The following is a 23740-nucleotide window of genomic DNA, read 5'->3' on the forward strand; positions in this document are numbered from 1 at the left end:
GTCGTAGCCGAGCAAGGGCAGGATGAATTGGGTATGCGTTCCTTCGTGAGAGATTTCCTGAGGGATGAGGACGGTGCGGCCATGGTGGAATACGCTCTCCTCGTGGCGCTGATCGCGCTGGTGGCCATCGTCGGCGTCTCCGCCACGGGGACCAGCATCAACGCCCAGTTCGCCAAGATAAGCTGCAAGATCTCGAACCCATCCGCCCCGTGTGAGCAGCCGTGAGGCTCTCACCCAGGATCACGCTGCTGATCGCTCTGGTTTTCGGGCTGCTAGCCGCTTTCCTGGCGCATGGACTCATTCAGGGGCGTCCTGCAGTGGTCGGCCGCACCATCGTCGTCGCCCGCGGACCGATCGCTGCAGGCGCCGTTCTGACTCCGGAGAATCTTCGCGAGGTGGCATGGCATGCTGCCGATCCGCTGGACGGATCCTTCGCACATGTCGGCGACCTGGTGCGCGACGGGCGCCGCCTCGCCCTCGCGAGCATTCAGCGCAACGAGCCAATCCTCGCGCCCCGGGTGACGGCACCTAACCAGCGCGCGACGCTGTCCACCCAACTCGATGAAGGCATGCGCGCAGTCACGGTCCGCGTCGACGAGGTGCGGGGAGTCGCGGGCTTCGTCCTGCCCGGCGACCGCGTCGACGTGATCCTAACCCGCGGCGAGAACGGGGGCCTGGACTCGGCAGCCTTCGCCGACGTGCTACTTCAGAACGCCAAGGTACTCGCAGTCGACCAGATCGCAACAGAAGGCCAGGATAAGCCGACGGTGGCGCGAGCCGTTACCCTGGAGTTGACGCCTCAGCACGCTCAGAAGGTGGTGCTCGCGCAGGGTATCGGGCGGTTGTCCCTTGTCCTGCGCCAAGCCAACGAAGCCGACGACAGGCCGAGCATCCGCGTCACGGCGAGCGACCTCGGTTCGGGCGAAACGATCGAGCGCGACCGCATTACCGAGCTGGAGAAGCGGCTCGAGTTGATGCGAAAGGCCGACGACGAAGCGCGCGCCGAAGCCGACCGGAAGGCGGCGCAGCGCCTATCTGAGATGGAAGCGCGGATGCGGGAGCTCAATCGCCCCTCGGCTATGGCGTCAATGGGGCCTCCTGCTGCCGCCAAAGCGCCGCCACCCGGATCGGTGATCAATGTCATCCGGAATGGTTCGAAGACTGAATCCTACACGGTTGCCGCCGAGCGGTGATCAGCAGTCGGCGATCGGGCTGATCGCCGACCCGGCACCGGCGACAGGCCGCGGCGCCTATCGTGAGAACGGACAACAGGTACAGGTCTTCCAGTGCGATGCTTCATCGTTGGTGCGGATACGCAAGCGGCCGCGCGGCTCGGCTCGGTCGCCGCCGATCTCGGCTTCACCGTGTCAACGCTCGCCGCGATGGATGCACTTAGGATCGACAAGCAGTTCCTGGCGACGCCGCGGGCGCTCGTCTTGGTGGCAGATTCCTCCCTCGCATTCGAGGCCGCGGACTTCGCCGTGCAGGCAGCCGGGCAAGCCTTCGTGGTCCTCGTCGCCGACACCGTCGTACCGGAGGCCTACAAGGCCTTGGTGCGCTCCGGCTCGGGCGAATGGATACAGTGGGGAAGCTGCGAGGTGGAGCTTGCGGAGGTGGCGCTCGGCTTTTCCGCGCCCGCTCACAGCGACGGAGGCGCTCGGGTCGTCAGCTTCCTGCCGAGCAAGGGCGGGGTCGGCAACACGACCTTGGTGATTGAGGCGGCGGTTCACTTGTCCAACCGGCTCGCCAACCCTCGTCGGGGAGGCGCACGCGTCGCCGTCCTCGACCTAAACCTTCAGGGAGGCACGCTGGCCGACTGCCTCGATGTCGAGCCCCGCTTCGACATCGCTGAGATCGTAGGACGCCCCGAGCGCCTGGACGAGCAACTCATCGAGGTCTTCACCAGCCGCTACGCGAACCGCCTCGACATCTTCGCGAGCCCGATGCGCGCCTCGGGCGCCGAAGAGGTCGGACCGGGCCTCATCTTCACGTTCATCGACGCGATCAGCGCTCGCTACGACGCGATCCTTCTTGACTTGCCCGAGACCTGGCTCGCGTGGACCGACACGTTGATCCAGGGCTCGGACGCCGTCGTCGTAACCGGGACCACCACCGTGCCGGCCCTCCGCCGCCTATCCCTTCGGCTGGCGCACGTCGCCGACCTGGGTGTTCCCGAGGGCAAGCGCGCCGTGGCGGTCAACCAAGTCTGCACTGACCTCTTCGGACGGTTTAAGCGCCGTCCCGAAATTGAGCGGGTGCTTGACGGGCATCGCCTCTTCTTCGTGCGCCGTGACGGCTCTGCCCTCGAAGACGCCTCCGATTCCGGGCGCCCGCTGCTCGAGTCGGCCCCCGACAGCCGCGTCGGTCGCGACATTCGTCGCCTCGCGACCTGGATTGAGGGGCTCGTCGCTGGCTCGGCCGCCGCCGCGAAGGGCGGCGAGGCCGACGCTCGGGAAACCGATCCCCGCAAGGCGCGCGGTCGGCAGGGGATCGCCGCATGAGACCGGGTTTCTCCGACCGCTGGCGCGAGGCACCCGGCCGACCGGCTACCAACGAGACGACACCGGAATCGGCTCCGGCCGCGATCGCGCCCCGTGCTATCCTGCCTGACGCTCCGCCGCTGACGTCGACGCCCGTGACGGCGCTGATCGATGCTAAGGTCCGGCTCCACGGGCGCATCATCGACGAATTCAACCTTGCGCTGATCGACAAGCTGTCCGCGAGCGATCTCGCCCGGCAGGTGGTCCGCTACGTTGCGGACTATGCGACCCAGGAGCGGCTTACGCTCAATCAACGCGAGTTGGAGGCCTTCGCCGCCGACATCGTTGACGAGATGATCGGCCTGGGACCGATTGAGCCCCTCTTGAAGGATCCGAGCGTCACCGACATCCTCATCAACGCGCACATGTCGGTCTACGTGGAGCGGGGCGGCCAACTTCAACTCAGTCCCGTCCGCTTCAAGGACGAGGCGCACCTCCTGCGTATCGTCAACAAGATGGTCGCCGCCGTTGGCCGCCGCGTCGACGAATCCTCGCCGATGGTCGATGCACGCTTGCCCGACGGCTCGCGGGTCAACGTCGCAATCCGTCCTGTAGCGGTGGACGGACCGCTGGTGTCGATCCGAAAGTTCTCCAAGAAGCCGATCTTGATGGAGCGGCTGGTCGAGCTCGGTGCGCTGCGGCCGGCGATCGCCGAGCTGCTGAAGGCGGCGGTGAAGGGCCGCATTTCCCTCGTCGTCTCTGGCGGAACGGGCTCGGGCAAGACCACCATGCTCAACGCCCTGTCCTCTTACATCCCATCGACCGAGCGGCTCATCACCATCGAGGATGCGGCGGAGCTGCAATTACAGCAGCCCCATGTAGCCCGCCTGGAGACTAGGCCGCCATCTGTCGAGGGGCGGGGCGAGATCCGCCAGCGCGAGCTCCTGAAGAACGCCTTGCGCATGAGACCCGACCGCATCATCCTTGGCGAGTGCCGCGGCGAGGAAGCGTTCGACATGCTCCAAGCGATGAACACGGGCCACGAGGGCTCGATGACTACGGTGCACGCCAACACGCCTCGCGATGCGATGTCGCGCATCGAGCAGATGATCGGCATGGCCGCCGCTAACATGTCGGTGTCGTCGGTGCGCAGCCAGATCGCGTCGGGCATCACCCTCATCCTCCAGCTGCAGCGCATGACCGACGGCAAGCGTCGCGTCACCAGCGTGGCCGAAATCACCGGCATGGAGGGCGATGTCATCCAGATGCAGGAAATCTATACGTTCGCGCGCGAAGGTGTGGACGATCGCGGGGGCGTCGTCGGACAGTTCCGGGCCACCGGCGTGCGACCGAAGTTCCTGACCGAGCTCCGCGCGCAGGGCGTCGAGATGCCAGGGGCTTTTTTCGATCCCCGAGCAGCGCTGTAACGCCATGTCGGTCGGATCCTTACTGATCTACCTCGCGGTCTTCGCCGGGGTGGCGTTCGCCGTCCAACAGGGCCAGATTGCTGCCTCGACTCTCCTCAAGGGACGGAGCGCGACCCGCAGGCGCCTCGATGCGCTCGCAGGCGACACCATGCCCGACGAGCCCGCGGCTCTCCGTCGCCGCGCCTCGCGGCTCGGCACGTCCGCACCGGCCCGGGCGTTAGCGCGCCTTTTCCTGCAATCCGGGACGGCGATGACGCCGGCGGGTCTCGGCAGCCTCGTCGCCGGACTGGCCGTCGTGCTGTTCGTCGTCCTGCCGTTGCCTAGCGCCCCCTTACGGCTGCTCGCGGCGCTGATCGCCGCCAGCAGCCTTGTGCTCGCCTGGCTGCGCGTGAAGCGCGCGCGGCGCATCGCCAGCTTCGGCGAGCAGTTGCCGGAAGTCCTCGACGTCATCACACGCTCGTTGCGCGCCGGCCACCCTCTGCCCGTCTCGATGGCGTTGGTCGCCCGCGAGATGCCCGAGCCGGCCAAAAGCGAGTTCGCGCTCGTGGTCGATGAAGTCAATTACGGGCGCAGCTTCACCGAAGCCCTCGAGAACCTCTACCAGCGCGTCGGCTATCCGGAGTTGCGCTTCGTCGTCGCCGCGGTCTCGATCGGCCATCAAACGGGTGGCAACCTGGGCGAGATCCTGGCTCGCCTCTCGCGCATGCTGCGCGACCGCTTCCGCCTGACGCGCAAAGTCCGGGCCCTGTCGGCGGAAGGTCGGTTCAGCGGCTACGCCCTGAGCATCCTGCCCGTAGGGTTGTTCGCCCTGATCAACATCCTCAGCCCGGCGTACTATGCCGAGTTCTGGAAGAGCCCGTCCTCGAGCACGGTTCTGGCGATCAGCCTCGTCCTCCTGCTGATCGGCAACGCCGTGATTCTCCGGCTGGTGAACTTAAAGGTTTGAGCGCCGTGATCGCGTCTGAGTGGGCCGTAGCCCGGTGACCCTGCTCCTAATTACGATCCTGGTGTTCGCATCCGGAGCGCTTCTCGCCGCCACGGGGATTCGGCTGGTCGGGCAGCGCGACCGCGTGCGCCGCCGCTACGGCGTCCTCGCCACGGGCGACTTCCCCGAGGGCGAGGAGACGCGTGGGCCATGGATCGACCCGGTCCGCCTCGGCTTCGATCCGGCGGCGCAACGGGTCCTCAGAGCCGAGCTGATCCGCGCCGGATACTTTGAGCCGTCCGCGGTGACGACCTTTGCTCTGTCCCGCATCGCCCTGCTCTCGTTCCTGCCGCTCGCCGGCTTTGCAGCCGGCGCCGTCCTATTGCCGGTCTTCGGCCTCATGGAACAGGCGGCGTTGACGGCAACGCTTCTCGCCGTCGCCTACTATCTACCGCGCGCCTACCTGAGCCGCCGCCAACGGATCCTGGAGGTGCGCTACCGCCAGACGTTCCCCGATTTCCTCGACATGCTCGTGGTGTGCATCAATGCAGGCTTGAGCCTGGAAGCGGCGCTGCAACGGGCGGCGCGGGAGCTCGGCCGCGGTGACGCCGAGTTCCGCACCAATCTCGACCTCATGGCGGGGGAGATGCGCGCCGGCAAAAGCACGGGCGAAGCGTTGCGAACGCTCGCCGAACGCCTGTGCCTTCGCGAGGCGCGCTCGTTCGCGGCCCTGCTTCAACAGACGATCGAACTCGGCACCGACCTGACTCAGGCCCTTACCGTCTTCTCCGATGAGATGCGCGACAAGCGCATGGCGCGCGCTGAGGAGAAGGCCGCGGCGCTCCCACCGAAGCTGACGCTTCCGCTCGGCCTCTTCATCTTCCCCGTCGTGCTGATTGCCGTTCTGGCTCCGGCGGTGATGCGGATAATGCACGTTCTGGCTCGTTGACGGCCGCCATGCCCGCCACGAGCACGACAAGTCAGAGGGCACTCAACCGGTGCGAGGAGGGCGCGGCGATCCTCGAATTCGCTCTGGTACTGCCTTTGCTGCTGGCGCTGCTCGCCGGCGGGTTCGAACTCGGTCGGGCGCTCCTCGTCCAGTCCGCCATCACGGAGGCGGTTCGCGGAGGGACGCGCTACCTCGCACGTGTGCCGGACCCGACCTGCCGCTCTGTCTGCTCGGCCGGCGCGGCCCACGCGGTGGCGCTCGCGACCGATCAAATCGTCGATAACACGCGCCTCGCGCTGTCCCAGGTGCGAGTCTATCCCCTTCCGGATCCGCCCTCAGGCACCGTGATGATGATGGCGGAAGTCGTATTGTCCGTCGACATGCTCAGCTGGGTCGGTCTAAGCCCGACGATGAGGCTGACGGCCATCCATCAGGAGGCTCGCGTTGCGGAATGACGCGCCGCAGGTCCTGATCGGCGAGGACGGGGCCGCATTGATCGAGGCTGCGCTCGTCCTGCCTCTCATCCTGCTACTCGTGTTTGGCCTCATGGAGGTGAGCTTTTACGCCTGGAACCTGAATCTGGCAGCCAAGGCGGTCCAGCTCGGCGTCCGTCGCGCGATCGTGTCCGATCCCGTCGCCACCGGTCCCGGCCTGGTCCGCACGGAGAGTGGTGCCTACTGGCGGGACCTCCCGCCGGGCCTGCGCTGTCTGCCGGCCGGGCGGGATCCGAGCCCCTGCCCGACCTTCGCCGTGACGTGCGATCTTTCTACTGGCTGTACGTGCCACGGGAATGCCTGCGGCTTCACCCCGTCGGGCGGGCGGCTCGCGCCGATCCTCGCAGCGATGCGAGCCGTATTGCCAGGCATCCGCTCGGAGAACGTGCAGGTGAGCTACGCGACCAACGCTCTCGGCTATGTCGGCCGGCCGCCGCCCGTACCGGTGGACGTCACCATTCGTCTCATTGGCCTTGAGTACGAGTCCCTCTTCCTCGGCGACCTGATCGGACGCCGCCTCCCGTTGCGCGCTTCCGCGACGATCCCCGGCGAGGACCTTACATCCCGGTGATCGCCGATCCGCCACGATCTCGGCAGATGCTGCGGCGCGCGGCGAGCGTCCGGCAGGACGAAGCCGGTTTCGTGCTCGTCTTCTTCGCCATCTGTATCCCAGCCCTGCTCGGCCTCGTCGGACTGGCCGTGGACGGAGCGCGGCTCCTGATACTCGACACGCAGGCAGCCGCGATAGCCGATGCCGCGGCGCTCGCCGCTGCAAACCGCCTCGATCGCTCCGCCGGCGCCATAGCGGCGGCGCGCGGCGCCGCGCTCGCGCTCGACAACCGTGTCACGCTGGCCGACCTAGGCGGCGGGCGGCGCCTCAGCCTGCGATTCGCAGCCAACCTCTCGGACCTCAAAGCCGGCGCGACGAACCCCCTCGCCGAGACCGCGGGCGCCTCCGCGGTCTATGCGGAGGCGACGACGTCGGAGGTCTCGCTCGATGCGAGCCTGCTCGCCCTGCTGGGGGGCCGTCCGGCACGCGTGCGACGCCGCGCCATCGCTGAATCGCAGTACTACGCCTGCGACGTGACCCCCGCCGTCCTGTGTCAGCCTGACCCGGACGCCTTCGCGGCGACTGCGCGCCCCGGACGGCAGTACCTCCTACGCATGGATGGCAACCGCGTCGCCGGATCGATCGCGCTCCTCGACCGCCCCGACCGCGTCGGGACGCGTCAGAGCTTGCAAGACCTGGCGGGCGACAGGCCCCAGTTCTGCTACGGCGACGGCGTCGCCCTGCGCACCAATGTCGCGCCCGCTGAATACGACGACGCGCTCAACATCCGCTTCGACCGCTACTTCGGACGCGCCGGACCGGTGGCTCCCGACCTCGCCGTTTATCCTCCGGCACCGATCGTGGTGCAGGGGCGGCGCTACGAGACCTGTGCGTCGCCGATCAACGGCTACAGTACGGCGCCGCCGTTCGCCCTGCCGCGCGACAGCGCCTTCCAAGGCCTAAAGCTGTCCGCTCCCTGGGACCAGGGGGCGGGGGATTGGCGCACGGCCGGACCGGTCGGCAGCCTCGGGGCGCGCTCTGCGCTCGACGAGTACGTGTTATGGAACCACGACAACAAGTCGCCGGACCTTCAGGCGCGGCTGCGAGAGTCGCCTACACGCTGGGATCTGTATCTGCGGGAGCTCGGCCTCGACCGAAGCAGCGAGGGCAAGCCCGTCGATACCCGTAGCTACGGTTCCGCAACGGCGACGATCCCGACTGGGGGGCCGGCGAGCAGTCCCCTACGCGAGCGCGCAGCGCCAATTTGTTATGCCGGAACGTTGCCGCCAACGCAGGTGCGACGACGCATCCTCTACCTGTCGATCGCGGATTGCACGGCCTTCCCTAACGCGGCCACCGCCGCAAACCTTTCGCGAAGGGTAGCCAAGGTCTTCGTCACCGAACCGTCGGATCTCGGCGCGACGCTGGTCGAATTCGTTGGCCTGCTCACGCCCGCCGAGGACGACGGCAAGCTGCGACACGTGGTGCAGCTCGTCGAAACGGACTGACACCCGCGCACTGAGCGGCACGGGTCCGACGTCAGGCATGGCTTACGGGGGTGCTGTCGGCGAACGCCGTGGCCGGATGCGAATTGGGAGAATCCACAGAGTCGCGGAACGCTGCGATCGCCCGCGGACGCTGAGGCCGCAAGTGTGGAGGGTCGATGAGCGGGACCGGGGTAACGGGAGCGATGCTGCTCGACGAGAAGGGGGCAGCACCTGCGACGGTGCTGCCCCCTTCTCGTCTGCGCCGGTCGGTTGGAAGCTACCGGATCGTACCGTTCGTTCCGTTGGGGAAGAAGCCGGTCGGCGTCCCGTTAGCGTTAAGGTAGGCCACCCGAAGCACCTGTTGCGGCGTACGAGCGAAGACGAGGCCGTCGACATCGGTCGGCGTGATGTTGATCGTCGCGTTGTCGCCGATGCCCTGATCGTCAACCTGGGGACCGTCGACCGCGTCGCGGGCGCCAGAAATCAGGCCGGCCTGCTGCAGAAGGTTGCGCGAATACAGGAAGGTGCGGATGGCCCCGGCCTGGTACGATTCCGTTGCGAGGAAGCCGGAGGCGTTGGCGAGGAAGGTCTTGTTGCGGATCAGCGGCGCGGCGCCGGCGAGAGCTGTGACGCAGACGTCCTCGAAGATGAATGCCGCTTGGAGGAAGTTGTTCTCGTTGGCGTAGGGATCGAAGGTGTCGTTCGGCCCGATCAGCCCTGCCGAGCGGGCCGCCAAGGTGAAGGCGAAAGCCAAGTCGATCGCGGGACGCGCGATCGGCGTGCCGCTAAGGACGTTGGTAATCGTCGCACGGAGGCTGTTGACGTGAGCCCGCTCATCACGAGCGAGTTCATTGGCGAAGTTAGCGATGTATTGCGTTGCGAAGGTGATTTGCCGACCGCCCGAGACGGGACCAAGCGTGCCGGACCCACTGACCTCGGCGTCGGTCAAGCCGCGCCCGACGGAGGCCCGCAGGTAGAACTCGGCGCCGAGATACTCGAAGTTGAGAGCAAAGTTGGCGATGTCTAAGTCGCTCGGCGCGGCCTGCGCGGAGGCGGTCGTAGCGCTTCCACCAAGGATGGCGGCTCCGAGCCCGGCGAGGCCTAGGGCCTGTATGAAGCCGCGGCGTCCCTGGGCAACACTGACCTCCGGACCGTCGGCCGGCCGGAAAACATCGCTGGCGAAGCGGGGCATATTTTGAGTCATGATCGAAAATACCTCATCCTGAATGGAAAAATTGCGTTCGGCTTAGCGGATGGTTCCGTTGAGGCCATTCGGGAAGAAGCCGGTCGGTCGGGTATTAGCGTTCAGATAGACGATGTTCAGCACCTGGGTGGTGGTCCGCCCCGGGGTGACGCCGGTCGTGGGGTTCGTCAGGACGATGTTGGCGGTGTTGGCATCGCCGATGCCTTGGTCGAGGTTGGTTCCTGGGTTCAACGAATTGCGGGCGTTCGAGATCGCCTGCGCCTGCGCGTAAAAGCCGTTAACGTAGAGCTCGGTGCGGATGGCCCCGGCGTGATAGCCTTCGACCGCCAGGATCCGCGCCGCGCCGGACAGGTTCGCCGGATCGTTGATCAGCGGCCCCGCGCCAAGATAGGCGGACGTACCGACATCCTCGAAGATGTAGGACGCGAGCAGGAAGTTTGCGTCGTTCGCATAGGCGTCGAAGACGTCGTTCGGCCCGACGAGCCCAGCGGAGCGCGCGGCCAAAGTGAACGCCAAGTTGAGATCGATCGCTGGGCGTGCGACGCGATTGGACCCGAGCGCCCGGCGCAAGGTGCGGACGTGCGCGAGCTCGTCGTTGGCGAGTTCGACGGCGATCTTGCGAATGTTCGGGTCTGCGAACGGCACCTGTCGACCGCCCGACACGGGCCCCGGGTTACCAACGCCGTCGACATCCGCGGCTGACAGACCCTGACCGTAGGCGGCACGCTGATAGAACTCGGCTTCAAGATACTCGAGATTGAGCGCGAAATTAAAGATGTCGATGTCGGTCTGGGCGGACTGCGCTGCTGCCGGCTGAACATCCAGTCCGCCGAGAACGGCGACGCCCGCGGCGCCGAGCCCTACGGTCTGTATGAAAGCACGGCGTCCGGCCGCAAAATCGACAGTGTTGTCTTGCGAGGTCAGAGCCTTGCTGGCCCCACGCGTCAGATGATGAGTCACGGTGTGTCGCTCCAGCTGCACGATGATATCTGTAGCCCTAGTCGCCTAACGACCGCAGATATACTGTGCCAAGCTAGGACATTCCGTTCAATGATCAAGTGCAATTTTTTGCTTAAGCCGATAACACTTGTCGTGCAGGTGCCTGGCCCGGGCAAAAACATGCCTAGGCTATGTGGCGCCGGCGGCCATATCCATAACCTATGTTGCGTCGAGGAAGTAATTTTGGGTCTATAAAATTTATAACCAGCTAAGCCCCCGGGAGCGGGCCTCGAGATTGCATTAGGCAAAGCGTCTACGAGTCCTCGAGCGGCAACGTATATCGCCTGTTCAAGTCTACCATATCCCAACCGCCCCAGCGCATACGCGCGATTGAGCCTTGTAGTTGTTCCGCGGTCCTAGAGCGGGACAGCCCGGTTCGGCCGCTCGCCAGCGCGCAAGATCTTGATGTTGTTGCGAACGACGGCGTTGGTCGGGTCGAGCCTCAGGGCACGTTCGAAATGCTGCAACGCCCGACGCTTGTCGCCCCGCAACAGATAGGAATATCCCAAGTTGTTGACCACTTCGAGAGTTTCGCCGAGGAGTCCAACAGCCTGGGCGTAGGCCTGATCGGCGAGTTCAAAGCGCGAAAGGTTGTCGTAAGCTGCGGCGAGCCCGATCCAGGACGGTGCATCGTTCTTATCCTTCTCCACGGCCTCGCGGAAATGCCGCTCGGCCATGCCGTAGTTTCCCGCGGCGAGGTCGGCCCGGCCGAGGCGATTGGTCTCGTTCGAGGTGAGAATGCCCGTGTCGAAGACGGGAGGATCACTGGAGACGACCGTCTCTCCGGGGAGCGGCGTCTGGCATCCTCCGACGACGAGGACCGTGCACATCATTGTTGACAGACTGACGATCTTCACTGTGTGCTCACAACTAATGTGCGGTGCGACCCCCGAACGGTCGCCTACTCGGTCGGGCCGCTGCAACGCACTCCCGCGTGCCAACGCCAGGTACGACCTAAAGTCAGGAAACTACCGAACTAAGGCGTAGTTCTCGTTACCGCGGCGTCGCAGGGGTGGGCTCTCGAGTGTCTCGCGCGCAGGCTTCCGCTGCGTCGCGAAAGGCCGGCGCGTCGCCGGCGGTAGACGCGAAGGTAAGATGGAACGCCATCGACCGGCCCAGCATGATCGGACTGGGTCCAAGGTCGAGAAGCAAGCTGAGCGTACGCGAAGCTGCTGCGGAGGCGCGCAGTCCGAGAAGCACCATGTCGATCATCCGTTGATCCGTCAGTGTCAGGACGCTGCCCTGAACGGTCACGCGTGCGGTCGATGCCGCGCCGCCTGCCCGCATGAGTAGCCGGCCGGCCCCCGAGCCGCCGGACGCGGCGTTGATGGCGTCCGGCAACGTCAGGCGCAGGCGCCGGTCAGCTCCGGCGCATGACAGCAGCAGCCCGCCCGTGCTTGCAACGGACGTGGTGACACGCCGCGCCCGCAGGATCGTCGCTTCGGTGCCGAAGCGCTCGAGATCCCAGCCGTTCTGGCCGACGAGGGCGGACACCTCCCGTGCGTGGCTATGATCATCGCGGGCCAGGAACAAGCCTGCGGCAACCAAGACGCGTGGGAGGATCACACCCCGTCGGCGAGCGAAGAGACTTCCGGGCGCCCTCCCATGATGTCGTGCCAGATCGCCAGGACGAAGCCGGCATGACTCGTTGCGAACGCGACGAACGAGGTAATGATAATCAGGCCCACCGTCCATGTCTCAGCTCTGGGTCGCAGGCTGATCGCGGACAGCGAAGCCGTCGCCGGCCCAGTTTCGCTCGACAGCCCCGCATGGGCTAGGAGAAGCGCCGCGCCGAAGCTGAGATTGGCCATGAGCGCCACGGCCAAGCGGAGCCGCATCAGCCGGAAGGCGACGGCAACCGCCATCAGCGCCAGAACGATGGGGAACGTCGAGGGGCCAAAGGCGCCATTCAAGGGTGAGGATTCGACGCGAGCGCGCTCGAAGGAACGGAACACCACCACGTTGAGATACCATGCTAGGTCCCAGTTGGGGGAGGCGTCGAGAGCGTAAGCTGCGACCTCGGCCAGGGCGAAGGCGCCGAGGACTACAAGGGTACCGCAGGTTTGGATCGTCAGCATACGCGTCATCGGCGTATGGGCGCAGACGCCTCTTAAGATGACGTTTTCGAGGGTATCCACGTTGCCGATGCCCCCGGGCGCGACGTAGGAAGAGGGCGGTCGGTTCCCGACGCGGCGTACCGCGTCGGGCGTCGTCGGTCAGCAGTCGTCGGACGACCGCACCCGGGGACGGTGTTACTTTACGTTCCCGTTGAGGCCTTTGGGGAAGAAGCCGTTAGGCTGGGCCCCAGCGTTGAGGTAGACGATGCTGAGGACCTGCTGGGGGGTACGCTGGAAGGCGATGCCGCTGGAATCCACCGGGGTGAGGTTCGAGGTGGTGGCGTTGCCGATGCCCTGGTCGAGGTCGCTGGCCCCGTCCAGCGAGTCGCGGGCGTCGGAGATGGCCTGGGCTTGGGTGTAGAGGCCTCGGCTGTAGAGCACCGTACGGATGATGCCGGCGTGGTAGGCTTCTACGGCGAGGATGCCTGCGGCGCCGGCGAGATTGGCCGGGTCTTTGATGAGCGGCGCGGCGCCGTGATAGGCGGTGACGCCGACATCCTCGAAGATGAAGGCGGCCAAGAGGAAATTGGTTTCGTTGGCGAAGGCGTCGAAGGTGTCGTTGGGGCCGGCCAGGCCGGCGGCGCGGGCGGCGATGGTGAAGGCGAAGCCGAGGTCGATCGCGGGCCGCGCGACGGCGTTGCTGCCGAGGGCGGCGCGCAGGGTGTTGACGTGCTGCCGCTCGTTGCGAGCGATCTCGTTGGCGTAGTTGGCGATGATCTGGGATTGGAATGGCACGGCGCGTCCGCCGGCAACCGGACCGAGGGTGCCGGTTCCCCGGACCTCCGCGTCGGCCAAACCCTGGCCGACGGAGGCCCGAAGGTAGAACTCGGCCTCAAGGTACTCGAGATTCAGAGCGAAGTTGAAGATGTCGGCATCGGTGATCGACTGCGCCGCGGCCGGGTTGCGGCCAGCGTCGAAGCCAAGAAGCGTGGCGCCGACCATTCCGAGGCCCAGGGTCTGCAGGAAGGCACGGCGTCCCGCCTCGAGGTTGATCGGGCGCGGAGTCGGATCGGCATCCAGAGCCTCAGAGTTCAAACGAAAATCAGATTGGGTCATGGAAAGGCGCTTCCTCGTTGTACCGACCGAGACGGGCGGAAGCAGTGTATACGGCCTGAATCCCAGGAAGGTTTCAGAGAACCTAACGCGCAGCATCGACCGGAGAACCGGTCCGCTGATTTGGAGGCGCCCGGCCGTTCCCGTAGAGAGACTCGGGTCCGCAGTCGGTGCGTCGTCGGTCGCAGGACGATGCGGAGCAGGCCTGCGATCCTGGAGGACGCGGCGTAACAGCTGCTGTCCGTCGTGAGATGATTTGGGACAGTGTGCGGAGTTCACGAGCGGAGGCTCTGATCCATCTGGGGTGAGAGGTTAGGTGTTTGATCCCTCGGTGTGGTGGCGGAAGAGGCGATCCATGAAGGTCTGACAGTTGATGCGTTCTCGCTCGGCCAGGATCTCTTCGCCGCGTCCCAAGTAGACGTCGGCGGGCGTGAGGTTGCCGAGGCTCTCATGACCTCGGCAGTGATCGTAATGCTCGACGAAGGCCTGACCTGACCGGCTGGCTTTGGACCGGGCTGATTGAGAGGATCAGCCAGGACTGAAGGAGCTGGACATGAAGCGAGGTCAGAAGACGGGTGCGGAGCAGGTGGTGCTGAAGCTGCGCCAGATTGAGGTGCAGACGGCGCAGGGTAAAAGTTTGGCGATAGCGTGCCGGGAGGCGGAGATCTCCGAGCAAAGCGACTCACGCTGGCGCAAGGAGTACGGCGGCCTGCAGTTCGACCAGGCCCGTCGGATGAAGGATCTGGAGCGTGAGAACGCTCGATTGCGCCGGCTTGTGGCTGACTTGTCCCTGGAGAAGCAGGTGTTGGCGGACGTCGCCGCGGGAAACTTATAGCCCCGGAGCGACGCCGGCAGGCAGTCGACGCGATCCAGGAGAAGTACGGCCTCTCGGAGCGCCACGCCTGCCGGATCGTCGGCCAGCACCGGGGTACGCAACGCTACGTGCCCACGGTACCGGCTGACGAGGATGCGCTGACCCGCGCCATCATCGCCTTGGCGTCCGAGTACGGACGCTACGGCTATCGCCGCGTCACCGCGCTGCTGCAGGCAGCGGGCTGGCAGGTGGGGAAAGACCGGGTTCAGCGGATCTGGCGTCGTGAGGGGCTCAAGGTTCCGCAAAAGCATCGGCCGCGAAGCCGGCTGTGGTTGAACGATGGCTCATGCGTACGGCTGCGGCCTCTCCATCGCAATCACGTCTGGAGCTTCGACTTTGTGCAGGGCCAGACCCATGACGGGCGAAGCCTACGTATCCTGACGCTGATCGACGAGCACAGTCGCGCCTGCCTAGCGCTGAAGGTCGCGAGGCGCATCAACAGTCTGGGTGTGATCGAAGCGCTGGCCGATGCGATGTGCCTGCATGGCATCCCGGAAAACATCCGCTGCGACAACGGCCCGGAGATGATCGCGAAGGCTTTGCGGAAATGGGTCGCCAAAACCGGCCCGCAGATCCAGCACATCGCACCAGGATCGCCGTGGGAGAATGGCTATTGTGAGAGCTTCAATGGCAAGCTGAAAGACGAGTGCCTACGCCAAGAGATCTTCTACTCGCTCAAGGAGCCACAGACCGTGATCGGCATGTGGCAGAATACCTACAACCGCGTTCGACCGCATTCGTCCTTGGACTATTGGCCGCCCGCGCCTGTCACCTTCCCGGACCTGGCCTTCCGGCTACCCATGGCCGCCACCATGCAGTAGCCTCTCAATCGGCTCGGTCCAAAATACCGGTCAGGTCACCTCGATGACAGGCGCCAAGCGCGCGTCGCACGAACCCGCTTCCGACGCCTACCTCACCGCCCTCGAACGCTAAGCCCAACACCAGACTTTGCCGTCCTGATTTTTTTTTATCAATCCGCGAGAATCGGTTTCCCATCCGGTCCTGAGCGCGTGATGCGTTTCGATTAATCGACACCCCCTACCCCTTGCTGGCCGACGCCGATTGAAGCGAATGGCGAATGGGATGCGATGAATGGGGCTGGGGGTATGGGCCCCCTTGGGCTGGTGGAGCAGAGGCAGTGTGGCTGTGTCCCTCGGGAGGGAGCGGGACCGGGGTGGTGCTAGCATCGGCCGGAAGGCCCGAGACAGGAGGTTGATGGTGATCGGTGCAACGTAGGCAGTACCGGCCTAGCCATACGTCGGCTTGATGCTGTCGGGCTGCTCGTCCACGGACGGCCGCCGTCTGGAGTTCCACCTCGAACCTGTGCGGATCCGTTGGCGGAGGGGTGCATCTATTCGTTGCTGCGAGCAGCGAGAGTGGTGCGGTCGACAGCTGGTTCGCTGAATGGCGAGGGGCGATATTCCCGCCCCCACTGGGGTGGGGCTGAAGCCTATGGGCCGGTAAGGAGGGTCACCCTCCTTTGGGCAGCCTCTTTGCGTGGCTCCGTGAAGAGAGCCTTCAAGGGCTCGGGCTTTTCGCTGCCGCGCTCCGCCTCGTCACGAGATCTGGACCTCGCACTGCGCTGCCACAGTCATCACCTTCCGTAGGCTGTTCAAATGGCGCGTGACGCCCTTCGATGATCCTGCTGCCTGGATGAGCTGCGGCCTGATCGCGGTGCCAACGGACAAGCCACTGGAGCCGAGGGCACGGTCGCCGGCGGGGAAGCGCATGAGCTCGACTGCGCTGGGGATACGGGCCGCCACCATCAGGATCCGAGCCTCCCGCTTATCGGGTCGGGCCACCGATGCGAGATCCGCGTCTCGATCCGATCCCGCCACAGCGTCGTGATTTGGGCGAGGCACCAACGCCGGCATCCGCGACCGTAGACTGTGTCTCAATTCGTTCCAACGCGATCAAGCGCCGCCACCGACTCGCCGCGTTGGGCCCCATGCCGCCGGCCTTCGCTGCTCGGTTCACAACGTCCGAGCTCAATGTGCTCCGTATCGTCAGTAACGAGGTACGCGAACGCCGCGGCACAGGCGCCCGAAGCCTACCCAACGTCGTGACGGTGATTGATTGGGAATGGCTCGCGTGGCTCAAGCGCGGATCGGAGGGTACCCACCCAGTGGGTGCCCTGGGGTCGGAAATCCGACCACCACAGATAGCTTGAAAAAAGAAGAGGCATTCGAAAGGATGCGAGGCAGAGAGCGGCTTTGCCCTATCGGGAAAAACAGCGATACTTGCGGTCTTCGGCTTGATCGGTCTGGGGCTCCTGTGGTGGGCAATGGCCGCACTGAACAAAGAGCACGTCGAGCGGACCGGCGTGAACATGCCGACCCGATCGGCCATGAAGCGAATCCGTCGAAGCTCGCGTCAGAAGGGGATCACCCAAGAGGCGGCGTACGGCTCATGGGTGAAGACCAAGCAGCGTCGGAAGCGCACCTGAAGCAGCAGCAGAGCTACGGGGTAGCCACTTCGGCGAGCTTGGTAGCAACGCTCGCCATCGAGCCCTCTGCGGTACTCAGGCCGCTCCGGGAGGCAAGCAGGGGACTGACCTCGCGAAGAGCGTCGTACGTCGTGTTGTGCACGACAGGTACGAGCAGATCACGCGCCAGAAGTGCTGAAAGCTCTTTGTCTGCAATACCCTCTGCCTTGACGCGAGTCAGGAATGCGGGGGTTACCAGCACGAGCCCAACGCGCGACTTGGCCAAGCCCTTGTCGATCTCTCGGAGCAGTGAAGAGCCCAGGAGGACGTCCTTTTCACTGAACCAGACGGAAACACCCCGTGCTTCGAGCAGATCGTGCAGCTCCTTGGCCGCGCCATTCCGATCGTCCCACGCATGGCATAGGAAGACGTCCCGTAGGTCTGGTACGGCAGCTCGCTTCTCAACGCTCTCGCGGACGGGCGTAAGCGTGCGCACCTCGGCAGGCGTGTAGAGCACGGAAGAAGCGGACTTGGACCACCGCGGTCTTGTGCCGCCACCGCTGGACCCACCCCCACTACCGCGGCCGCCTCCACTACTTCCTGACGACGAGTAGGAAGGCGCGTACGAGGGAGGTGAGTACGACCCATAGCTTCTGTAGCCGCCGAAGCGACTACGGCATGCAGGGCAATTCGCTGCAGCACTTGCTGAGCGATGACCCTCTCTTGGTGCGGTGCATCTAGCCATGCGAGCAGAGATGCTAATTATCACTCCCTCTTCAAGGGGCTTGATTGATCAGAGCGACAGGAAACTGTTGATAGCGAACCGTTTGTTAGATCTCCGAGCAGCCTTAATAACTGATCCCTTAATTTCGCATAATGGTGTTATATGGAACAGGAAACGCTCAGTTATGGAATGCTGGGAAGTCGCCAATCGGCGGCATGAGATGAGCCGGCCAAAGCCTGGGAAATAACCAGGATATTAGAGCGACGGCGTGGTGCGCCAATACTGTCGACTGGCTAATAATCCTGCGCGTCCGCGATACCCTGGATCCCGAGCTTGAACGCCAGCGCGTAGACCTTGGCCAAGCGATTCCTCTGACGCGTGACGGCGTGCCTCGGTCCACCGCGGGCCATGGCGGCGCCCGATAGCGCTCCGTGATACCGCGCGAGACTGCGTAGGCGCGGTTTCCGGTCGCCGGCCGGCAAGCGCATCAGGTCGGCTATGGTGGGGATCCGATCTCTCCCCATCAGCCGAACCTCCGCTTGCTCTCCTGCCAGCGAGCGAAGATGGTTCGGGTCTGCTCGGCGTCGTAAGCCTTCAGCGTGGCCTGAAGCTGCGCAGGCGTGACGCCGTTGGCGGGGGTGATGTTGTAGGTGTTGCCGCCGGTGTTGAGGTTTGTCGGGCCACCACTCGCCCCGCCCTGTGCAATCGGCACCACCTGGCCATTTTGGTTCGGCACGAACAACTCTCGCCCGCGCTCGCCGATCGTGTAGGGTACCCCCGCGGAGACCGGGCCGCCGTTGGCGCGGAAGAAGCTGCCGATGGTGTCGAGGAAGCCTCCACCCGGCAGGGACGGGCCCTGCACCGGCACGCCGTTGATCGCGCCGAGGCCGCCGGCGCTGCCGCCCTTGCCGAAGGCGCCGATCGCCGACCCGAGCAGACCGCCGACTGCGTTGTTGCCCGCGCTCGCCGGCGACGCCGTCTGGAACAGGCCGGCGAGCGGCCCCTGCCCGGTGATGATGGCCTGGAACGCCGATCGCTCTACCTGTTTGAGGATGTCCGAGAGGACGTTGCTGAAGCTCTTCCCCTCGATGATCGCGTCGGAGAAGCCATCCGAGAGCGCGTTGCCGAAGAACTTCGCGGCGTCGGCGGCCTGGCGCTGCTGCTGCTCCAGATCAGCGAGCTTGTCCTTGTAGTTCGAGGTCTCGGTTGCGGCCTTCACAATGGCCGCCGTCTGCGCATCGGTAAGCGTCTTGCCGTTCTGGCTCGCGACCTCGTTGGCCTTGGCGAGCTGGATCGCCACCGCCTTCTCGACGTTCGATTTGTTGAACGCCTCGGTCTCGGCCTTTAGCGCTGCGGCCTGCTTCTCTAGGGCGTTCGTGAAGGTCTCGATCGGATCCGTCTCGGATGCGCCACCGCTACGGCCCTTCGGCTCATGGGGCGTGCGCTGGGCATCCTCGATGATGCTGAGCGGCCGACGAGGTGGGCCGCCAGGCGGGGGCGTCACGGTCGGGATCAGCGGCTCCGGGCCGATCGGCTTGTCGTACAGCGTGCGGACGCGAGCTCCAGTGCCGGCGACGGCTCCGAGGTCTGCCCCAAGGCTGCCCTGTCCCTCGGTGCGCGTGCGGGGCGCCAAGGGTGATTGCAGGTCGGCGCCCTGTGGCACGTTCAGCGGCACCCTTGCCGCGGCGAGCACCTTATCGAGGAAGGTGCCGGCCGATGTTGCGGCCCTGGCCGTCGTCTCGGCGATCTTGAGGAACACGTCCAGCACCGTCTGGCCGGCGCCGGCGAGCGCCACCGAGACGTGCAGGGCCTTGTCGATCTCATCCGCCGCGTCGGCGAGGCGGTCGCGGAACTCCTCCGCCGTCGAGACCTGCTCGCGCGAGACGAGGTCTTCGCGCTTCCGGTCCAACGCCTCGGCGATCGCCTCGATCTCAAGCCGGCCGGAGCGGATGCGGTCGGCCACGTCGCGCCCGAACACCTTGTCGGCGAGATCGATCGCGCCAACCTGCAGCCCGAGGTCGCGAAGCTCCTGCATCGCTGTGACCACGGCGCGGATGCGGGCGTCGTTGTCTTTCGATCCGAGGTACTGCGAGAGGCCCTTGGACTGGAAGTCGCCGGTGTAGCCGGTCTCGAACACGTCGAAGAGCTGCTTCTTGGTCGGGTCGGTCTGCTCGAATTTCGGAGTGAGCGTCTGCCCGGCCTTTTGAAGCGCCGACTCGATCTGCTCGCCGCTGAGCTTCGCCTCCTTGCCGATGTCCTGGAAGCGCTGAACGAGTTCGACGCCAAGGCCGGTTTTCTCGGCCGTGGCGCCGAGGGCTACGAACTTGTCGAGCTGCGCATTGGCCTGACCCACGGCGGCCGAGACGACGGCATAGGAGAGGCCGACGGTGCCAAGCGCGACCGCGATGCCGCCGAGCGCCGGGACCTGCGCTAGGATCGTCGTCAGGGCCGTGCTGGTGCCGGCGACACCAGCCTGCACACCGGCCGCCGCGGTCTTCGATCCCAGGGCCGCGGCGGTAAACGCGGTGGTGACGCTCTGAAGAGTGGCGGCGTCCTTCGTGGCTGCCCCCACGGTGGCGCTGCTGATCTTGCCGATGTCGCCAGCGACCGACGCGGCGGCTTTGGCCGCGTTGGTGGCAAGCGTGCCGATCGCGCCGCCGAAGCCGTTGGCATTGGCGGCGCCTCCAGACATGGCAACGCCGACCTGTGTCATGTTGCCGATGAGTTGCGACGTGAGCGTCGCCATCGCGGATTGCGCGCGGCTGGTATCAGCCGCGAAGGAAATGACAAGCGGTTCAGCCATTGAGCGCGGGCCTCGTGCTAGCATGCGTGATGGCCTTGGCCGCGGCCTCGTACATGGCAATCTGGTCGTCCCGACCATCGATGATGAGCAGGAGCGCGCAGCCCATCGTGCTCAGGGCAAGAGCCAGATCGCGAGCATCACCTGGCCACGCCGCTACCATCTCGCGGACGTGGTCCACGGCCTCGTCGCTGATGCGTAGATCGGGGACGTTCATGCGGATCTCATGTCGTTGGCATTGCGAACCGGGCCGGGCGCGTCGTCGGATCGTCGCACCAGATGACCAGACGATCGATTTGGTCGTGGAGGCGCGCATACCTCTCCATCTCGGTTTTGAGCCCGTGATGCGGGAGGCACAGGCCCCACCAGTTCTACGGCTCGAACACCGCTCCGCCATCCACGACTGGGATCTTGTGGTCGACGACCGCGACAGGCCTCAGCCGACCGATCTGCTCGCACCACTGACAGAATGGGTGCTCCCGCCGATACGCTTTGGAGAGGCGGTCCCATCGCGAACTGTACCCCCGCTCTCGCGGGGAGGTCCTCTTGGGTCGGATCATCCTTGCTGTGTGTGCAGGTGACCGCTTGCGGAAGATCTCTGGCATGGGCTGTCTCAGGCGGCATGAGTTCGCTCCCCGACGGAGCGGTGGGCCTGTGGTTGGCAAATGCGATGTGTCAGGTCGGCGATGTCCGCGCGCGTATCCGGATAGCGCCGGGCGATGGCGGCCAGACCTGCACTGACCTCACGCCACCGAGCATCATCTTGCTTAGCGACGGCGGCGCGGAGTGCGGCGCGGTATTCGTTTGGCAGCCCGCCCCACCACCGCCACAACGACATGCGGGGAACCTCGAACCGCTCGGCCACGCGGCGTATGCTGATGCCGGCGGCGCAGGCAGCTTCGATCGCGTCACGCTGCGGATGCGCGCCGACAATCGAGCGACGACCTGGCTTTCTGTGGGCAGAGATGTCGAACGACACGCGGGCGGGCTCCTCCGGCTATCCGGATCGAAGGCCCGCGGCCGACCCTGTCTCAGGCCTGCCCTATGGCATGTCGATCACTGGCTCAGGCCGGCATCGACACGAGAACATAACGTGAAACCGTGTCTCGGATCAAGTGGCTGGCTCGATCGCAAGCGGCATCTGCCGGGGGCCTTCGTATCGACGTTTGGTTCGGGCCGGTGAGCCTCGCGTGCGCACCTGTCGATCAGTCTTTTGTATTCGCTCGTTCCTGATCGCGTATCCAGCCGCCACCTTGCATAGTGCCCTCGCTGGCGATTGAGACCGAGACGGTATCAAGCCCGCTGGCACTCACCAGGAAGCACGATGACCTCATCCGCCGATGCCGTGTCGACCCCAGCGGCCGCGGAGCATCCGGTCCGACCAGCATTGCTCTTGGGGGCGCTCGGCGTGGTGTTCGGCGACATCGGTACAAGCCCGATTTATGCCTTTCGAGAGTCGCTGAAGGCCGCCGGCGAGACCGCGAGCGAGACGACCGTCTTCGGCGTTCTGTCGATGGTGTTTTGGGCGGTCATTCTGATCGTCGCGCTCAAGTACGTCGTGTTCGTCATGCGGGCGGACAATCAGGGTGAGGGCGGCACCATGGCGCTGCTGTCTCTGGCGCTGCCGGTCGCTGGAAAGCTGCGGCCAGCCTTGGCCATCATTGGGTTAGCCGGGGCGTCCCTGTTCTTCGGGGACGCGATGATCACGCCAGCAATCTCGGTACTCAGCGCAATCGAGGGTCTTCAGCTCGTGACTCCGGTCGTCACGCCCTACGTCGTGCCGATCGCGGCGGTCGTCCTAATTGGGCTGTTCGCGATTCAGAGCCGTGGGAGCGGCAGCGTCGGCTTCCTGTTCGGCCCGGTGATGGCCGCTTGGTTTCTCACCCTGGCCCTGTTCGGGCTGTACCACCTGCTTCAGCAGCCGCGTGTCCTACTCGCCTTCGATCCGCGATACGCGCTGGCTTATGTCGGTCATGCGGGTGCGGGAGTCACGTTCGCGGTTCTCGGCTCGGTCTTCCTGGCGCTCACCGGCGGTGAGGCGCTGTATGCCGACATGGGCCATTTCGGCCGCGGCGCCATCCGGATCAACTGGTTCGCTTTCGTCCTACCTGCACTCTTGCTCAACTACCTCGGGCAAGGCGCCCTCGTGCTGACCGATCCTGCAGCGGCAGCCAATCCGTTCTTCCTGCTCTTTCCGAGCTGGTCGCTTGCTCCCTTCGTTGGGCTTACGACGCTGGCCACGGTGATCGCGAGTCAGGCGGTGCTCTCTGGTGCATTCGCCCTCGTGCAACAGGCGATCCAACTCGGAGCCATCCCTCGGCTCGAGATCCGACAGACCTCTGAGGAATCGATCGGACAGGTATACGTACCGCAGCTCAACTGGCTGTTGGCCGCCGTGGTACTCGGTCTGGTCTTCGGCTTTCGCTCTTCAGATGCGCTAGCCAATGCCTATGGCATCGCGGTTGCAGGCGACATGATGGTCACCACACTCCTCGTCGCCACCGTCGCCTACGGCCTATGGCGCTGGCCACCCTATCTGGTCTTCCCAGTCGCAGGTCTGTTCCTCCTGCTCGATCTGACCTTCGTCGGCGCCAACATCCATAAGATTCCAGCAGGAGGCTGGTTCCCGCTCCTGGTCGGGAGTGCGACGCTCACGCTGATGCTCACGTGGCGCAAGGGTCGGGCTGTTGCTTTCGACCGACGCGACAAGGACGCCGCCACGATGACGGACTTCATTGCGGGCCTCGATCGGCCGGGCGCTCCGATCCGAATGCGTGGCACCGCCATCTATCTCACCAAGCAGACGGAAATCGTACCAGCGGCGCTTGCGCTGAACGTCCGCCACAATGGGGTGGTGCATGAGCGGGTGGTGATGCTGAAGGTGACGACGGAGCGGGCACCACGGGTGTCCGAGTCAGAGCGCGTCAAGATTGAGCCGCTGCCAGCCGGCTTCACATTGGTCTGGCTCACGTTCGGGTTCGCCGAGAAACCTGATGTGATGGCGGCGCTGAGGCTGCATCGTGATGAAGTAGGCGTCGATCCGGATACAGCCTCGTTCTTCATTGGACGCGAGAAGCCGGTTCCGTCGCTGCGCCCCGAGCTATCCTCATGGCAGGAGCCGCTCTACGCGTTCATGGCGCGCAACGCTGTGCGGTCGCCCGACTACTACCGGATCCCACCACCCCGCGTCGTCGAGCTGGGGACCCAGGTGGAGATGTAGGCACGGGGGAAA

The 23740-nt window shown here is 65.2% G+C and carries 21 protein-coding genes and 1 pseudogene; 11 read left to right on the forward strand and 11 right to left on the reverse strand.

The annotated features are described in order from the left end of the window. Positions 1 to 33 precede the first annotated feature (33 nt). The 9 genes from MKK55_RS10085 (at position 34) to MKK55_RS10125 (ending at position 8333) form a co-directional block, all read left to right on the forward strand. Positions 34 to 225 carry a Flp family type IVb pilin gene (locus MKK55_RS10085; RefSeq protein ID WP_243934525.1) on the forward strand — a complete coding sequence of 64 codons (192 nt, stop codon included), beginning with the start codon at positions 34 to 36 and terminating at the stop codon, positions 223 to 225. After that, positions 222 to 1193, forward strand: a complete 972-nt coding sequence (cpaB, locus tag MKK55_RS10090) for a Flp pilus assembly protein CpaB (protein ID WP_243934527.1) — start codon at positions 222 to 224, stop codon at positions 1191 to 1193. The genes MKK55_RS10085 and cpaB overlap by 4 nt, the downstream gene beginning before the upstream one ends. Before the next feature lie 93 nt (positions 1194 to 1286). Further along, positions 1287 to 2501, forward strand: a complete 1215-nt coding sequence (locus MKK55_RS10095; RefSeq protein ID WP_243934529.1) for a CpaE family protein — start codon at positions 1287 to 1289, stop codon at positions 2499 to 2501. Further along, positions 2498 to 3907, forward strand: a complete 1410-nt coding sequence (locus MKK55_RS10100; protein ID WP_243934531.1) for a CpaF family protein — start codon at positions 2498 to 2500, stop codon at positions 3905 to 3907. Before MKK55_RS10095 ends, MKK55_RS10100 begins: the two co-directional genes overlap by 4 nt. Positions 3908 to 3956: 49 nt before the next feature. Next, entirely contained in the window at positions 3957 to 4853 is an 897-nt protein-coding gene (locus MKK55_RS10105; RefSeq protein WP_243934532.1) for a type II secretion system F family protein, read from the forward strand. 34 nt (positions 4854 to 4887) lie between these two features. Beyond that, on the forward strand, positions 4888 to 5781 hold the full coding sequence (locus MKK55_RS10110; RefSeq protein WP_243934533.1) for a type II secretion system F family protein: 894 nt from the start codon (positions 4888 to 4890) through the stop codon (positions 5779 to 5781). A gap of 8 nt (positions 5782 to 5789) precedes the next feature. Then, on the forward strand, positions 5790 to 6236 hold the full coding sequence (locus MKK55_RS10115; protein ID WP_243934534.1) for a TadE/TadG family type IV pilus assembly protein: 447 nt from the start codon (positions 5790 to 5792) through the stop codon (positions 6234 to 6236). Next, complete coding sequence (locus MKK55_RS10120) at positions 6226 to 6846, forward strand: TadE/TadG family type IV pilus assembly protein (protein ID WP_243934535.1); 621 nt, start codon at positions 6226 to 6228, stop codon at positions 6844 to 6846. Before MKK55_RS10115 ends, MKK55_RS10120 begins: the two co-directional genes overlap by 11 nt. After that, the gene (locus MKK55_RS10125) at positions 6843 to 8333 is read left to right on the forward strand and encodes a TadE/TadG family type IV pilus assembly protein (RefSeq protein WP_243934536.1); all 1491 of its coding nucleotides are present in this window, start codon (positions 6843 to 6845) and stop codon (positions 8331 to 8333) included. The genes MKK55_RS10120 and MKK55_RS10125 overlap by 4 nt, the downstream gene beginning before the upstream one ends. 256 nt (positions 8334 to 8589) lie before the next feature. Here the strand turns inward: MKK55_RS10125 and MKK55_RS10130 are convergent, their stop codons facing one another. From MKK55_RS10130 to MKK55_RS10160, 7 genes and pseudogenes are all read right to left on the reverse strand, one after another. Then, positions 8590 to 9504, reverse strand: a complete 915-nt coding sequence (locus MKK55_RS10130) for a ferritin-like domain-containing protein (protein ID WP_243934538.1) — start codon at positions 9502 to 9504, stop codon at positions 8590 to 8592. A gap of 54 nt (positions 9505 to 9558) precedes the next feature. Next, positions 9559 to 10476, reverse strand: coding sequence for a ferritin-like domain-containing protein (locus MKK55_RS10135; protein ID WP_243934539.1), 918 nt, complete (start codon positions 10474 to 10476; stop codon positions 9559 to 9561). A gap of 395 nt (positions 10477 to 10871) precedes the next feature. Beyond that, entirely contained in the window at positions 10872 to 11372 is a 501-nt protein-coding gene (locus MKK55_RS29215) for a tetratricopeptide repeat protein (protein ID WP_243934540.1), read from the reverse strand. Between the two features lie 136 nt (positions 11373 to 11508). Beyond that, positions 11509 to 12048 (reverse strand): hypothetical protein, encoded by a 540-nt coding sequence (locus MKK55_RS10145; protein WP_243934541.1) that lies wholly within the window; start codon positions 12046 to 12048, stop codon positions 11509 to 11511. Between the two features lie 29 nt (positions 12049 to 12077). Continuing rightward, positions 12078 to 12593, reverse strand: coding sequence for a hypothetical protein (locus tag MKK55_RS10150; protein WP_243934542.1), 516 nt, complete (start codon positions 12591 to 12593; stop codon positions 12078 to 12080). Positions 12594 to 12767: 174 nt separating this feature from the next. Then, entirely contained in the window at positions 12768 to 13784 is a 1017-nt protein-coding gene (locus MKK55_RS10155; RefSeq protein WP_243934543.1) for a ferritin-like domain-containing protein, read from the reverse strand. Positions 13785 to 13997: 213 nt separating this feature from the next. Continuing rightward, positions 13998 to 14168, reverse strand: a pseudogene (locus MKK55_RS10160) (IS3 family transposase); the annotation flags it as partial. A 70-nt stretch (positions 14169 to 14238) separates the two neighbouring features. Between MKK55_RS10160 and MKK55_RS10165 the strand changes: the two are divergent. Then, positions 14239 to 15380, forward strand: a protein-coding gene (locus tag MKK55_RS10165; RefSeq protein WP_243934544.1) for an IS3 family transposase whose coding sequence is annotated in 2 segments (ribosomal slippage) — positions 14239 to 14506 and positions 14506 to 15380 — 1143 coding nt in all. Because the reading frame shifts where the segments join, the coding sequence is not laid out codon by codon here. Between the two features lie 1638 nt (positions 15381 to 17018). Here MKK55_RS10165 and MKK55_RS10170 read toward each other — a convergent pair. The 4 genes from MKK55_RS10170 to MKK55_RS10185 form a co-directional block, all read right to left on the reverse strand. Further along, positions 17019 to 17729, reverse strand: coding sequence for a toll/interleukin-1 receptor domain-containing protein (locus MKK55_RS10170; protein WP_243934545.1), 711 nt, complete (start codon positions 17727 to 17729; stop codon positions 17019 to 17021). 502 nt (positions 17730 to 18231) lie between these two features. Further along, positions 18232 to 20589 (reverse strand): hypothetical protein, encoded by a 2358-nt coding sequence (locus MKK55_RS10175; RefSeq protein WP_243934546.1) that lies wholly within the window; start codon positions 20587 to 20589, stop codon positions 18232 to 18234. Beyond that, positions 20504 to 20824, reverse strand: a complete 321-nt coding sequence (locus MKK55_RS10180; RefSeq protein WP_243934547.1) for a hypothetical protein — start codon at positions 20822 to 20824, stop codon at positions 20504 to 20506. The genes MKK55_RS10175 and MKK55_RS10180 overlap by 86 nt, the downstream gene beginning before the upstream one ends. A gap of 297 nt (positions 20825 to 21121) precedes the next feature. Continuing rightward, positions 21122 to 21487 (reverse strand): hypothetical protein, encoded by a 366-nt coding sequence (locus MKK55_RS10185; RefSeq protein WP_243934548.1) that lies wholly within the window; start codon positions 21485 to 21487, stop codon positions 21122 to 21124. A gap of 345 nt (positions 21488 to 21832) precedes the next feature. Between MKK55_RS10185 and MKK55_RS10190 the strand changes: the two genes are divergently transcribed. Beyond that, positions 21833 to 23728 carry a potassium transporter Kup gene (locus MKK55_RS10190; RefSeq protein WP_243934549.1) on the forward strand — a complete coding sequence of 632 codons (1896 nt, stop codon included), beginning with the start codon at positions 21833 to 21835 and terminating at the stop codon, positions 23726 to 23728. The last annotated feature ends 12 nt before the right edge of the window (positions 23729 to 23740 follow it).

The sequence above is a fragment of the Methylobacterium sp. J-059 genome (genome assembly GCF_022829485.1).
Taxonomy (GTDB): Bacteria; Pseudomonadota; Alphaproteobacteria; order Rhizobiales; family Beijerinckiaceae; genus Methylobacterium.

Excerpts from the sequence above, each read along its gene's own strand:
- MKK55_RS10085 (WP_243934525.1), top strand. The coding sequence starts at position 34 with ATGCGTTCCTTCGTGAGAGATTTCCTGAGGGATGAGGACGGTGCGGCC.
- MKK55_RS10100 (WP_243934531.1), top strand. The coding sequence starts at position 2,498 with ATGAGACCGGGTTTCTCCGACCGCTGGCGCGAGGCACCCGGCCGACCG.
- MKK55_RS10115 (WP_243934534.1), top strand. The coding sequence starts at position 5,790 with ATGCCCGCCACGAGCACGACAAGTCAGAGGGCACTCAACCGGTGCGAG.
- MKK55_RS10130 (WP_243934538.1), bottom strand. The coding sequence starts at position 9,504 with ATGCCCCGCTTCGCCAGCGATGTTTTCCGGCCGGCCGACGGTCCGGAG.
- MKK55_RS10150 (WP_243934542.1), bottom strand. The coding sequence starts at position 12,593 with ATGCTGACGATCCAAACCTGCGGTACCCTTGTAGTCCTCGGCGCCTTC.
- MKK55_RS10155 (WP_243934543.1), bottom strand. The coding sequence starts at position 13,784 with ATGCTGCGCGTTAGGTTCTCTGAAACCTTCCTGGGATTCAGGCCGTAT.
- MKK55_RS10170 (WP_243934545.1), bottom strand. The coding sequence starts at position 17,729 with ATGGCTAGATGCACCGCACCAAGAGAGGGTCATCGCTCAGCAAGTGCT.
- MKK55_RS10175 (WP_243934546.1), bottom strand. The coding sequence starts at position 20,589 with ATGGTCGGGACGACCAGATTGCCATGTACGAGGCCGCGGCCAAGGCCA.
- MKK55_RS10180 (WP_243934547.1), bottom strand. The coding sequence starts at position 20,824 with ATGCGCGCCTCCACGACCAAATCGATCGTCTGGTCATCTGGTGCGACG.
- MKK55_RS10190 (WP_243934549.1), top strand. The coding sequence starts at position 21,833 with ATGACCTCATCCGCCGATGCCGTGTCGACCCCAGCGGCCGCGGAGCAT.